The organism is Paraburkholderia sprentiae WSM5005 (assembly GCF_001865575.2).
GTDB classification, from domain to species: domain Bacteria; phylum Pseudomonadota; class Gammaproteobacteria; order Burkholderiales; family Burkholderiaceae; genus Paraburkholderia; species Paraburkholderia sprentiae.
Map to the genome: position 1 here is coordinate 2,339,939 of NZ_CP017562.2, position 12,957 is coordinate 2,352,895.

Annotated in this window: 12 protein-coding genes and 3 pseudogenes; 13 read left to right on the top strand and 2 right to left on the bottom strand. The window is 62.5% G+C overall.

Translation table 11 applies throughout. The features are described 5' to 3' along the window. The first annotated feature begins 39 nt into the window (after positions 1-39). Positions 40-1,539 (top strand): amidohydrolase family protein, encoded by a 1,500-nt coding sequence (locus tag BJG93_RS27385; RefSeq protein WP_027195211.1) that lies wholly within the window; start codon positions 40-42, stop codon positions 1,537-1,539. 72 nt (positions 1,540-1,611) lie between these two features. Here BJG93_RS27385 and BJG93_RS27390 read toward each other — a convergent pair whose 3' ends face one another. Beyond that, complete coding sequence (locus BJG93_RS27390) at positions 1,612-2,517, bottom strand: LysR family transcriptional regulator (RefSeq protein WP_051374334.1); 906 nt, start codon at positions 2,515-2,517, stop codon at positions 1,612-1,614. A gap of 177 nt (positions 2,518-2,694) precedes the next feature. Between BJG93_RS27390 and BJG93_RS27395 the strand changes: the two genes are divergently transcribed. The 8 genes and pseudogenes from BJG93_RS27395 (at position 2,695) to BJG93_RS27430 (ending at position 7,929) form a co-directional block, all read left to right on the top strand. Next, on the top strand, positions 2,695-3,546 hold the full coding sequence (locus BJG93_RS27395; protein WP_027195213.1) for a transporter substrate-binding domain-containing protein: 852 nt from the start codon (positions 2,695-2,697) through the stop codon (positions 3,544-3,546). Between the two features lie 7 nt (positions 3,547-3,553). Further along, positions 3,554-4,234, top strand: coding sequence for an amino acid ABC transporter permease (locus BJG93_RS27400; protein WP_027195214.1), 681 nt, complete (start codon positions 3,554-3,556; stop codon positions 4,232-4,234). Next, complete coding sequence (locus tag BJG93_RS27405; protein WP_027195215.1) at positions 4,224-4,886, top strand: amino acid ABC transporter permease; 663 nt, start codon at positions 4,224-4,226, stop codon at positions 4,884-4,886. Before BJG93_RS27400 ends, BJG93_RS27405 begins: the two co-directional genes overlap by 11 nt. Positions 4,887-4,919: 33 nt before the next feature. After that, positions 4,920-5,879 (top strand): agmatinase, encoded by a 960-nt coding sequence (locus tag BJG93_RS27410; protein WP_027195216.1) that lies wholly within the window; start codon positions 4,920-4,922, stop codon positions 5,877-5,879. Positions 5,880-5,887: 8 nt separating this feature from the next. Beyond that, positions 5,888-6,629 (top strand): annotated as a pseudogene (locus tag BJG93_RS27415) (amino acid ABC transporter ATP-binding protein). 18 nt (positions 6,630-6,647) lie between these two features. Beyond that, positions 6,648-7,061 (top strand): RidA family protein, encoded by a 414-nt coding sequence (locus tag BJG93_RS27420; protein WP_018420443.1) that lies wholly within the window; start codon positions 6,648-6,650, stop codon positions 7,059-7,061. Then, positions 7,058-7,198: a hypothetical protein gene (locus BJG93_RS27425; RefSeq protein WP_154671729.1), complete on the top strand. Its 141-nt coding sequence runs from the start codon at positions 7,058-7,060 to the stop codon at positions 7,196-7,198. The genes BJG93_RS27420 and BJG93_RS27425 overlap by 4 nt, the downstream gene beginning before the upstream one ends. Beyond that, positions 7,198-7,929: pseudogene (locus tag BJG93_RS27430) on the top strand (IS6 family transposase). The gene BJG93_RS27425 and the pseudogene BJG93_RS27430 overlap by 1 nt, the downstream one beginning before the upstream one ends. 60 nt (positions 7,930-7,989) lie before the next feature. Here the strand turns inward: BJG93_RS27430 and BJG93_RS27435 are convergent. Further along, positions 7,990-8,148 (bottom strand): annotated as a pseudogene (locus BJG93_RS27435) (DDE-type integrase/transposase/recombinase); the annotation flags it as partial. A gap of 273 nt (positions 8,149-8,421) precedes the next feature. Here BJG93_RS27435 and BJG93_RS27440 point away from each other — a divergent pair. The 4 genes from BJG93_RS27440 (at position 8,422) to BJG93_RS27455 (ending at position 12,954) form a co-directional block, all read left to right on the top strand. Then, entirely contained in the window at positions 8,422-9,723 is a 1,302-nt protein-coding gene (locus BJG93_RS27440) for an amidase (RefSeq protein WP_231337539.1), read from the top strand. Between the two features lie 258 nt (positions 9,724-9,981). Next, positions 9,982-10,740 carry a DeoR/GlpR family DNA-binding transcription regulator gene (locus tag BJG93_RS27445; RefSeq protein WP_027195218.1) on the top strand — a complete coding sequence of 253 codons (759 nt, stop codon included), beginning with the start codon at positions 9,982-9,984 and terminating at the stop codon, positions 10,738-10,740. Further along, positions 10,718-11,998, top strand: coding sequence for a Zn-dependent hydrolase (locus BJG93_RS27450; RefSeq protein ID WP_027195219.1), 1,281 nt, complete (start codon positions 10,718-10,720; stop codon positions 11,996-11,998). The genes BJG93_RS27445 and BJG93_RS27450 overlap by 23 nt, the downstream gene beginning before the upstream one ends. Positions 11,999-12,003: 5 nt before the next feature. Continuing rightward, on the top strand, positions 12,004-12,954 hold the full coding sequence (locus BJG93_RS27455; protein ID WP_231337540.1) for an aminoglycoside phosphotransferase family protein: 951 nt from the start codon (positions 12,004-12,006) through the stop codon (positions 12,952-12,954). The last annotated feature ends 3 nt before the right edge of the window (positions 12,955-12,957 follow it).

Consider the following 12,957-nt stretch of genomic DNA (forward strand, 5'->3'; position numbering starts at 1 on the left):
CCGCTGCAGTCAACCCCTTCCTTCGATCAGTCAGAAACCGTGCGCAAGATACTCTCTAACGTCAGGGCACTACACGGCACCGAACAGCGTTATGAGCCGCGACGCGTCGACGTCGTGATCGAAGGCGAACGCATCGCCGCTATCGTGCCGGGCGGCAGCGCGACCGACGGCGAATGCATACCGCTCGACGACTGCCTGCTGGTGCCGGGGCTCATTAACGGCCATCAACATTCGCACGAGCATTTTCACAAGGGACGGCTCGAAAACCTGCCGCTCGAGTTGTGGATGCACTACGTGCGCGCGCCGCGCCCCGTGAAGCTGACGCCGCGCCAGGTCTACTTGCGAACGTTGATTGGGGCGCTCGAATCGCTGCGCAGCGGCGCAACCACGCTCGTCGATGACGTGAGCCTCGGTCAGGCCATTGACCCCGCCGCCGTCGACGCCATCTTCCAGGCATACGAGGACGCGGGGATTCGCGCGCTCGTGGGGTTCTCGATGATGGATCGAGCGATCGTCGATAACTTCCCGGAGGTCGACAGCATTTTCCCGCCCGCGCTGCTTGCGCAACTACGTGCGCAGCCGCGGCCCTCTCCCGATGCGTTCTTCGCGCTGCTGGAACGCGAGTTGGCGCATCGCCATCCCCAGCATGATCGGGTGGGCATGCTGATCGCCCCTTCCGCACCGCAGCGCTGCACGCCAGAATTTCTGGCGCGTTGCCGCGCATTCGCCGATACGCATGATCTGCCGGTCATCATCCACGTTCAGGAAACGCGCTTGCAGGTGGTAACGGCGCAAGCCTTCTACGGCAAGTCCATGGTGATGCGCCTTGCCGAACTGAAATTTCTGCGGCCAGGTACGTCACTGATCCACGCGGTCTGGTTGTCGGATGCTGAGATCGCGAGTCTGGCTCAATCGGGTGCGAGCGTTCAGCACAACCCATGGAGCAATCTAATGCTCGGCTCCGGCATTCAACCAGTGCGAGCGCTGCTCGATGCGGGTGTCAACGTGAGTCTCGGCTCCGACGGCTGCGCGTCGACGGTCACCGCCAATATGCTCAACGTGCTTGGCAGCGCCGCAGCGGTGTCGAAGATACGCGGCGACGATTATTCGCGCTGGTTGTCCGCGGCTGAAGCGCTGCATGCGGGGACAATTGGCGGCGCGACGGCGCTCGGACTAGGCAGCAAGCTCGGTGCAATCAAGCCGGGTTATAGCGCCGACCTGGTCGCTTACCGGGCTGACGCGATCAGCTTCACGCCGTTAACCGATCCGGTGCGGCAACTGGTGTATGCCGAGCGCGGCGCCGCTATCGACAGCGTGTTTGTTGCGGGCGAGGCAGTCATGCGCAACGGACGACTCACGTGTGTCGATGAAGGCGCGCTGCTGAGGGAGATCAACGTCGCTTACCATGCACTGGGCGCGGAGTTCGACCTCGCGGATGAATCCGTCGCGCCGCTGCGCGCGGAGATGGAGAAGGTCTACGCGCGCGCCCAGCTACTGCAGGCCGACTGGCAACCTCATACGGCGAAGCTGCCCGGTTGACGGTGCGCCTGCGGGCTTGATGGATATGGAGCGCGACGAGTGCGCGACGGCGTCGGCATATGAACGCTCGCGTCACTCACTGCCATGAAATTGCTGCAGCAGATCGAGAAATAGATCGAGCGCACGCGTTCGCGGCCGCGATATCTCGGTGATCGCGCTAATCCTGTTCTCGAAGAGCGGACCTTCGGGCACCTTGACGAGCGCCTGCCGCTTTGCGAATGCGGCTGCATAGAATTGCGGCAACAAACCGACATAGTGCCCGGACAGCGTCAGCATCGCGACCGCTTCAAGACCCGACGCCGTCGGCCCGCGCCGCATACCGAGCGTGTTGAGGGCCTCGTGCACGAATGGTTGCGAGCGATAGACGAGCGGCAGCGTCGCCGCATCCCGCAAACGGCGGCGCGCCACGTACAGCTGCTGACGCTCGATGAACAGCGGCAGATAGTGAAAGCCCGCTTCGCGCCGATACATCCCGCGAATCGCCACCTGCACGCGCCGCTCGCGTATCGCGAGATCGAGTTCGTTGAAGGTCATCACGCGCAATTCGACGCTCACGTCCGGCGCGTGCTCCTTCAGCGCGGCGAGCGCCTCGGGCAGATGACAGCCCTCGTCGCTGACGATGTGCTCGACCATGCCGATCGATAGCGTACCGGACAACACGCCGCGTACCGCGTCGATCTCCGGACGAATGCGCTCTAGCGACTTCAGCGCCTCACGCGCGAGATCGAGTGCGACCTTGCCAGCATGCGTGAGCACGAAGCCGGACGGCCCTCGCTCGCACAGCCGCGCGCCGAGCGTTTCCTCGACGTCGCGGATATGGCGGCTGATCGATGCCTTCGACATGTTCAGCTGTTTCTCGGCGGCGGCGAAACCGTTCGCCTGCGCGACCGCGCAGAAGATCCGCAGCGAGCGCAAATCGCGTTCGCTGAAGTCGGGACGGGTCCCGGCTGCGGCTCGTTGAGTCCGTTGATCGGTCAAGTTGAGGACCTTAAGAAAAATCGGAGAGGTTTCATTTTTCGAAACCATACCGATAAAAAAATCATTTTTCACCATCCTTATGACGTCGTACATTCGGTCGCCAGGTCCAAAGCGCGAAGTCGCGGCGACCACGCGGTACCCGGCCGGCACCCACACGTTTATTACGCGGAGAAAGCAATGAAAAACTGGTCCAGACGATCTTTTGTGAGAGCGGCCCTCGCGTCGGGCGCCGCTCTGGCGCTGCCGCGGATCGCGCTCGCCGAAGGCGGCACGCTCTCCGACATCAAGAAGCGCGGCAAGCTGACGGTCGGCACCGAAGCCGCGTACGAGCCGTTCGAATTTGTCGAGAACGGGCAGATTGTCGGCTACGGCCACGACGTGCTGGAGCTGATGGCGGCGAAGCTCGGTGTCAAGCTCGAACAGATGAACCTGCCATTTCAAGGCCTGCTGCCAGGCCTGATGTCGCACAAATTCGACTTCGTCGCGACCAGCGTCGGCATTACGCCGGAGCGCGCCAGGCGTTTCGCGTTCAGCGAGCCGGTCGGTGTCGTGCGTTCAGTGCTTCTGGTGCGCGCCGACGACGCGTCGATCAAACGCGACCTCGACATCGGCGGCAAGACGATCGGCACCCAGATGGGCTCGTCTTCGCAGCCGGTTGCCGACGAGTTCGAAAAAGATCTGAAGCAAAAGACCGGTAAGGGCTACGCGGGCACCAAGCTGTTCCAGGCATATCCGGACGTATCGAACGCGCTCGCGAACAAGACCATCGACGTCGCGCTGATGCCGTCGAACATCGCCGCAGTGCAGATGAAACGCCAGCCCAACGTGTTCCGTATCGCCGGCACGATCGGCCAGCCGAAGCTGCTTGCGTGGGTCGCCAATCCGGGCGACCTCGAGATCCGCAAGTTCATCAACGATTCGCTCGACGAATTCCGCACGAACGGCAAGCTCGCCGCGTTGCAGACGAAGTGGTTCGGCGCGCCGATGGACACGCCGCGCAGCAACTATCTGCCGACCGGCGCTATCTGACGCCACCATGTTCGACTGGATCGCTAAAGGCGGCGTGATGATGCCGTTCCTCGACGGCGTCGTCGCCGGCACGGCGCTCACGCTGGCCGCATCGGCCTGCGCGTTCGTGATCGGCCTTGCGCTCGGCATCGTGCTTCTGTTCGCGCGCATCTCGCCGATTGCGCCGCTGCGCTCGCTGGTCGTGCTGTGGGTTAGCCTGATCCGCGGCACGCCGGCGCTGATACACATGTTGATCGCGTATTACTTGGTGCCGGCGCTGCTCAATATTTCGATCTCGCCGATCGCCGCCGGCATCGCCGCGCTCGCGTGTAACACCAGTGCGTACACCGCCGAGATTCTGCGCGCCGCGCTCGGCACAATCTCATGGGGACAGCGGGCCGCCGGCTACGCTATGGGCATGCGCACCGCGCAGGTCTGGCGTCACGTGCTGCTGCCGCAGATGATCTACCGGTCGATTCCACCGCTCACCAGCGAATTTACGATCCTGCTGAAAGCGTCGTCGCTGATGTCGATCATCGCGGTGCCCGAACTCGCTACGGTCGCGCGCAACGCGACGCTACAAACAGATCTGCCGCTGCAGGTGTTTACGATCACCGCCGCCGTCTACTTCGTGATCCTGTTTTTGATCTCGGCCGCTTCGCGCGTGTGCGAGCGCCGCGTTTCGAGGATGTTGCCCCATGGCCATTGATTTTTCGATCGTCCGCGAAGCGATTCCTCCGCTGCTCGAAGGTTTGCGCGTCACCGTGCTCGTCAGCGCGATCGGCATACCGCTCGGCGTCGTGGCGGGTATCGTCGCGGCGTATGCGGCGCAGTCGCGCACGTGGCTGCGGCCCGTCGCGCTGTCGTACGTTGAGTTGGTGCGCAACATTCCGTATCTGATCCTCGTCTACCTGTCGTTCTTCGGCTTGCCGAAGCTTGGCGTAGGCGCATCGGCGATGACGGTCGCGATCGGCTGCACGGCGTTCTACACCGGCGGCTACTTTTGCGAGATCCTGCGCGCCGCGCTGCGCAACGTGCAGCGCGGCCAGACGTATGCGGCCTTCTCGCTCGGCATGACGTTCTGGCAGGCGCAGCGTCATGTGATCGCGCCGCAGATGTTCGGGTTCATTACACCGCCGACCACGAGCCTCGTGATAATGATGTTCAAGGACTCGGCGATCTTCTCCGTGATGGCCCTGCCGGAGATGACATACCAGAGCAATCTGCTCACCGCAAACACGTTTGCGTATGTCGAAGTGCTCGGCACGACGGCATTGATCTACTGGATCTGCAGCGTGCTTCTCGCTGGCGTCGGTCGCCGACTGGAGACCGTAATCGGACGCCGCACGCGCCACGTTTGACGCGCATCCCGCCTTTCATCTGGAGACACACGCATGAGCCACTACACCGTTGCGCCACGCATCGGCCACCCGACGCTGCTGTATTCGGAACTCGATCTCGATATCGATAACCTCCAGGCCGATATCGCCGTGCTCGGCATGCCGTACGGCGCGCCGTATGCGCCGTCCGATTACAGCAACGATCAAACTAACGCGCCGTCGGCGATCCGTCAGGCGACCGATCGGGTCGTGCGCAAGCCCGAGCACTACGACTTCGACATCGACGGCCCGCTTTTGCAAGGCCGCACCAATATCCGTTTCGTCGATTGCGGCGACGTGATTCCCGACTTGACGAGGCCCGGCGAGCACTACGCGCGCGCCGAAGCGGCCGTGCGCCGCATCGTCGCTGGCGGCGCGATGCCGATAGTGCTCGGCGGCGATCACGGCGTCACGACGCCGGTGCTGCGCGGCCTCGATGCGAAAGGCCCAATCACGCTCGTGCATATCGACGCCCACCTCGACTGGCGCGACGAAGTGAACGGCGTGCGCGAAGGCCTGTCGAGTCCGATCCGCCGCGCGTCGGAGATGACCCACGTCGATCGCATCTTCCAGATCGGCCTGCGTGCACAGGGCAGCGGCCGTGCCGCGGAACTCGTCGCCGCGCGTGCGTACGGCGCGGAACTCGTTACCGCGTACGAGCTTCACGACATCGGCATGGATGCGGTGCTCGCGCGCATTCCGGACGGCGGCAACTACTACCTGACGATCGACGCCGACGGTCTCGATCCGTCGGTGATGCCGGCCGTCGCGGGTCCGGCGCCGGGCGGCGTCACCTTCGTGCAGGCGCGCAAGCTGATCCACGGTCTGGTGAAGAAGGGACGCGTGGTCGGCATGGACATCGTCGAAATCCAGCCGGAGAAAGACGACGCGAATCTGATTTCGTGCGTGACGGCGGGCCGTTTGATTCTCAATCTGATTGGCGCGTCGATCCGCGCGGGGTACTTTGATAAATGAGTCGACAAATGACGACGCCGATCATCGACATTCGCGGCATCGACAAGTGGTACGGCACGCACCACGTGCTCAAGCAATGTTCGACGCACGTGAACAAAGGTGAGATCGTCGTGGTGTGCGGGCCCTCGGGCTCAGGTAAATCAACACTGATTAAAACGGTCAATGCGTTGGAGCCGTTTCAAAAAAGGCGACATTCTTGTCGACGGCACATCGCTCACCGCGAAGTCGACGGATCTGCCGAGGCTACGCAACCGCGTCGGCATGGTGTTCCAGCATTTCGAGCTGTTCCCTCACCTCGATCTGACGCGCAACCTGACGCTCGCGCAACGCATCGTGCTGGGTCGTGCCGAAGTCAAGGCGCGCACGAAAGCGCGCGAGCTGCTCGATCGCGTCGGTTTGTCGGCGCATGCGCACAAGTATCCGGGGCAACTGTCGGGCGGCCAGCAGCAGCGCGTCGCAATCACGCGCGCGTTGTCGATGGATCCGACGGCGATGCTGTTCGACGAGCCGACGTCGGCGCTCGATCCGGAGATGGTCAACGAAGTGCTCGACGTGATGGTCGAGCTCGCGCGCGAAGGCATGACGATGATGGTCGTCACGCACGAGATGGGCTTCGCGCGCCGCGTCGCGCACCGCGTCGTGTTCATGGAGGACGGCGCGATCATCGAAGACAGTCCGACCGACGTGTTCTTCCAGGACGCCGCCAGCGCCGCCGCCAAGCGCTTCCTTTCAAAGATTCTTCACCACTGACAGCACGTTCATAACGACATGACCACCCATACCCGCATCCGTAAATTCAACACGCGCGAAACCTATCCAGAACAGAAGCTCGACAACGATTTGTGCCAGGCCGTGATCGCCGGCAAAACGATCTATTTGCGCGGCCAGATCGGCCAGGATCTCGACACGCGCGAGTCGGTCGGCATCGGCGACGTCACCGCGCAAACCGAGAAGGCGATGGCGAACGTCAAGATGCTGCTCGACGAGTGCGGCAGCAAGCTCGAAGACATCTGCAAGGTGACGGTGTACATCATCGATCCGCGTTATCGCGAGGCCGTCTACAACGTAATGGGCCGCTGGCTCAAAGGCGTGTTCCCGGTGTCGACTGGCATCGTCGTGCAGGCGCTAGCGCGCCCGGAATGGCTCGTCGAAATCGACGTGGTCGCGGTGAAGCCGGAATGACGCTGAGCCGCAGTGCCGAACTGCTGAAGGCGTTGATCGCCTTTCCGACGATTTCGCGCACGCCGAATCTTGCGCTGATAGAGCACGTGGCTCGGCTCTGTCAGGTTGCTGCGGAAGACGCCGGTACAATGAAGTGATGAGGAAAACCAAATCGCTTTATCACGGTTACCGCTTCCCTGCCGTCGTCATCAGCTGCGCGGTTCGCTGGTATTTCCGGTTCAGCCTGAGCCTGCGCGACATTGAAGAGTTGTTGCTCGAGCGTGGTGTCGTGGTCACGTACGAAACGATCCGTTGCTGGTGCGACAAATTCGGCGCTGATTCGCCCGTTGCGCCAAAGCGGCGCAGCGCAAGCCGGGCAGCACATGAAATCTGGACGAGATGTTCGTGACGCTGCGCGGCGAGCCGTACCTGTTGTGGGCGAGCGGTAGACGAGCATGGTGTCGAACTCGACGTGCTGGTGCAAAAGCGGCGCGACAAGGCCGCGGCCAAGCGCTTCTTTCGGCGGGTGCTGCGATCCAATCCGGTGCCGCGCAAGATCGTTACCGACCAGTTGCGCAGTTATCCGGCGGCGAAGGCCGATATTCCTGAGCTCGCCCAAGTGAAGCACATCTTCGTCAAATCGGCTGCGCGCGTGAACAACCGCGCCGAGAATAGTCACCAGCCAACCCGCAGGCGCGAACGCCAGATGTGCGGCTTTCGCGATGCCCGTCGCACGCAGACGTTTCTCTCATGCTTCGGCCCGATCCGGCAGCACTTCGCGTTGCCCAGACATCGGATGAACGCGGCATGTCACCGCGCCATGTTGCAAGAACGGCTCGCTACATGGCATGACTGGACCGCCTCACTCGCAGCCAACCGGGCTATCTGATAAGGATAACTATTCTTGAGGCCGGCACGTAGCCTGTGCTTCTCAACTTGACAGTGCCCTTTTGTGTTGCCGATGCTCGACTTTCAGACCCAGTTCGTTGTTCGCCGCCGCGTAGCTGCGCAGCTTGTCCGTGACGATCACGCGTGGGCAGCCGTAGCGCCTGAGCAGCTTGCGCATTAGCCGTTTGGCCGCCGCCTTGTCGCGGCGGCTCTGCACCAGAAAGCGCTTGATTAGAGTGGATGGTGGAACCCAACATATCCAACAAATCCAACAAAACCAATAAAACGCGCTTGACACCAGTTTTTGTCCAACCTGTAATGCATCCAACCAGCCAATGCGCTGTCCCATTCAGGATTTAGGATGACATACGGGTCAAAATGCGTCTCTGCGCCGACGGTTCTTGATGCCGCTGATCGGATCAGGAACGGCAGCCTGACGCCGGGTGAGTTGATAGCGCACAGTCTGAAGGCGATAGAAACCCACAATCCCACATTGAACGCATTCGGCGACATCTACACCGAAACGGCGGCGGCTGAGGCCGAAACGTTGACGCGCGAAGCCTCCCGCGGCTGTTTTAGAGGGCCACTGCATGGCATTCCGTTCGGCGTCAAGGACCTGTTTTCGACCGCTGGACTGCGGACGACGCGGGGTTCGCTGACCGCGCTCGACTATGTACCGTCGGATGATGCGCCGATTATCCGACGCCTGAAGGATGCAGGGGCGATCATCGTCGGCAAGACCGCGACGACCGAGTTCGGTTGGAGCGGCGCGAGCCTGTCGCGCGTATTCGGCAACGGCCGCAATCCCTGGAACCCACAACTCACGAGCGGCGGCTCCAGTTCGGGTTCGGCGATCGCGGTCGCCGCACGGATGGTGCCCGCGTCGCTCGGTTCGGACGGTGGCGGTTCGGTAAGGATTCCCAGTGCGTTTTGTGGCACGTTTGCGCTCAAGGGCTCGCTCGGCCGGATTCCGACGTGGCCTTGGTCGGCGACCGAAATGCTCAGCCATGCCGGCCCGATCACACGGACCGTGCGCGACAGCGCGCTGCTGTTCGACGTGCTATCCGGTCCCGACCCACGCGATCACCAAGCTTTGCCAGCACCGACTGAAACGTTCCTCGCGCGTTGCGATTCGCCGCTGCGGCCGCTGCGCGTCGCGTTTTGTCCGACGCTGTTCAACGTTGACGTCGATCCGGCTGTTGCGGCAGCAGTTGAAGCGGCGGTCAATCAGATTGCGCGGACGCTGCCAGTCACGATTGATATGCCCGCGCTCGAATGGCATGACCCGTTGCCGACGTTCGAGGCCCTATGGGTCGGCGGCCGCGGAATCGTGTACGGCAAGTCGCTTGCCAATCGCAAGGAGGAGCTCGAACCGGGCTTCGCGACGCTAATCGAACGTTCTGCGGACTACGATCTGGCCGGCTATCTGACCGCGGTCCAGCAGCGCGCGGCATTCGCTTGCAAGGTCCACAAGCTGTTCGAGCGCTTCGATCTGCTGCTGACGCCAACGCTGCCAATTCTTCCGTTCGACGCGGACCGGATTGCGCCATCTGACCTCGATGGCGTCGACGACACCGCGGTGCCGTGGGCGCGCTGGACACCGTTCACGTACCCATTCAATCTGTCCGGCAACCCAGCGGCGAGCGTGCCGTGCGGCTGGAGTCCGTCAGGTTTGCCAATCGGCTTGCAGGTCATCGGGCCGCGCTTCGCAGATGGCGACGTGCTGCAGTTCTGCGCGGCGTTCGAGGCAATTGCGCCGTGGGAACATCGGCTGCCGCCGTTGCTCGTCGGCTAGGAGCGCACCGTGACGATCTGCCATTTCGACGCACATCAAGTCGGTGCCTGGCCAGAACGGCGCGCGCTGATGGCACCGCCGACACCTGTGCTCCAGCAACAGACGAAGTTGCAAGCGGCGCAACGTCTCGACGCGGACGAGGCCACGCCGACGCACCACCGCCTGTTGGCACAATCCGGGCGCTGCCACCGCGTGATCCGAACGCGCGGCAAACCTCGTTACACTGGTTGCTTCCCTGTACGCCGGACTCATCTACCTATGCTGAATCAGCCTCGCCTCGAAGAAATCATGCGTTTTCTGAGCCAGCAGAAACGCGTGAAGGCCGCCGACCTCGCTACGCAGCTGGTCGTCTCCGAAGAAACGATTCGCCGCGACTTCAAATATCTCGAAGAACTCGGCAAATTGCGTCGCGTTCACGGCGGCGCGATCCTGCCGCGGCTTAACGAGGAGCAACCGCTGCAGGTCCGCAACCGGATCAGGACACAGGCGAAAGCGAAGATTGCCGAATGCGCAAGCGGCCTCGTGCAGGAGGGAATGGCGCTGTTCCTCGACACCGGCACGACAACCCTCGCACTCGCGCATCAGCTGACAAGCTTCAGCCAGTTGCGAGTCGTCACGAACTCGCTCGACATTGCGCAACTGCTGACGCAGCAGAGCGACAACCACGTGCTCGTCACACCAGGCGACGTCCGTCGCAACGACAACGCATTGATCGGCCCGCACACGCTCGAATTCGCCCGTCAGTTCCATTACGACATCGCCTTTATGGGCATTGGCGCGGTCGATCTGAAGCTCGGGCTGATGGATTACGAAGAATCCGAAGCCATGCTGCGCAGAACGCTTGTTGTGCATTGCGTGCGTAGCGTCGTGCTCGCCGACGATGGCAAGTTTGGCCATCGCACGTTCATCAACACACTACCGTTCGACGCGATCGCGACGCTCGTCACAAACCGCCCGCTGTCGGCCGACTACATGGACCGCCTGGAACAAGCTCATGTCGATATCGTCCATCCCTGAACTGGTTCAACCCAACGCCGATGAGTTGCGCGCGTTCGACGCGCTGTTCAGCGCAAGCTCCGCGATTGGCGCGACGCCGGCCGGCGGTCTGCATCGGCTCGCGGCGTCGGCCCAGGACGGACAGGTTCGTGATCTGTTCCGCATCTGGCTCGACGAGCACGGTTTCGATGTGCACATCGATGCAATCGGCAACGTCTTCGGGCTTATGACTTTGACGCCGGGCGCGCCGTACGTGTTGTGCGGGTCGCATCTCGACAGCCAGCCGAGCGCTGGCCGCTTTGACGGTGTATACGGCGTGCTTGCCGGCGCGACCGCGATCGTCGGCATCGCGCAGAGGCTTCGCGCGAGTGGTCACCGTGCGCCATGCAATCTGGCGGTCGTTGACTGGACCAACGAAGAAGGCGCGCGTTTCCAGCCGAGCCTGACGGGTAGCAGTGTGTTCACCCGCGCGATGTCGCTGGACGACGCGTGGGCATGCGAGGACCGGCAAGGCGTCACGCTGAAGAGTGCGTTGGAGCAGATTGGCTATCTCGGCGATGCGATGCTCGATCTGCCTATTGCCGCATATGTCGAGATGCACGTCGAGCAGGCGTCGAATCTCGAGCGCGAGGGGCTCGCAATTGGCGTGGTCCGCGAGACGTGGGCCGCATTGAAATGGCGAGTGCGCTTCGACGGCGAGCAGAATCACACCGGCCCTACACCGATGGCCGACCGGCGCGATGCATTGCTGGCGGCAGCGCACACGATCGCCGCGGTCCATGCGGAAGCCGTGCGGCACGGCGCGCAAATGCACAGTTCGGTTGGCCGCCTCGACGTATATCCGAATTCGCCGAACGTCGTGCCGTCGAGGACGATACTACACATTGAATTCCGTTCGCCGTCCACTGCGCTGCTGGACGGCACTGCAACACGCTTCGAGGCGACCTTGCGGAATATCGCTGAACAGACCGGCACGCGCATCGAGATCGAAAGCCGCCAGCTTCGCGCCCCGCTGAAGCTGCATGATGGCTTGTCGCGACTTGCCCACGACGTTAGCCTCCAACTCGACCTGCCAGCGGGCGATAGCGTCACCGTCGCCGGCCACGATGCGATTAGCATGAGTCGCGTCACGCCGACGTGCCTGCTGTTCGTACCTAGCCGCGGTGGCGTCTCGCACAACGAAGCCGAGTACACCGCTGATGCCGATCTGCACAATGGCCTGCGTCTGTTGAGCGCGTTGCTGGAGCGCATCTGCACTGAACCGTCGAGCTACCTTTGAGGGCGATGATGCTGACGGAATCGCCTGAGTCCCTTCGATTGCTCGACGCGCTGCATGCAGTAGGGCTAGGCAACGACGCGCAGGTTGGGCACGGTACCGGAGCAGTCGCGTCGCCAACGCGGCTCGCGACCGAATGGGCCGGCTTCGTCGTCGCGGTGGGCGCTCAATCGTGGTATGCGAAAGTGCTGCACGACGATATGAAAGAATTGATCGACGTTGCGCGGACCGTCGACGCGAGCCGCTGTGCGGCACAAGCGGAAGCAACGGTCGCGCTGCGCATCGTTGATATGCAGCGCGGCGTGCTGCTGTTCGATCGATTGGAGGCCTCCGAATGGCGCTGGGCGCGCGTTGACGATCTGGCGTCACCCGAGCGTCTCGACGCGCTGTGGGCGGCGAAGCGGCAAGTGCATGACGGTCCAGCACCCATGTTTGTCTCGTCTCCGATGGACGACATCGCCCGACTTCGGGCGCTGTGTCGACGTGATGCGGTGGAATTGCCGATCGACGGGTTGCGGACCGACGACTGCATAGACCGTGCATGGAATGCGTTGCAGGCATCGGACGTAGAGGTCGTGCCACTGCACGGTGACGGCCTTGCGAGCAACGTGATGGTTGGCCCGCAAGGCGAACTCAAGCTGATCGATTTCGATTACGGCGGCTGCGGCGACCCCTGGTACGACGTGGCTATCACGCTGAACGAGTTGTATCAGTTCGAGCCGCAATGGCGGGAGGGCATCGTGCGCTGGGCTGGCCGTTGCGACGAAGTCGACTACGCGCGTTGCCGTCTGTATGCGCTTGTCAACGACTGGTACTGGACACTGTGGGGATTGTGGCTAGGCACGACGTCACCGCGCCGTCTCGAATTCACGAAACTCGCTCAATGGACATCGTTGCGCTGCCGACAAGGCATTCAGGACGCGCGCTTCGAAGGCTGGCTTCATCTGCTGAAGGGATGATTC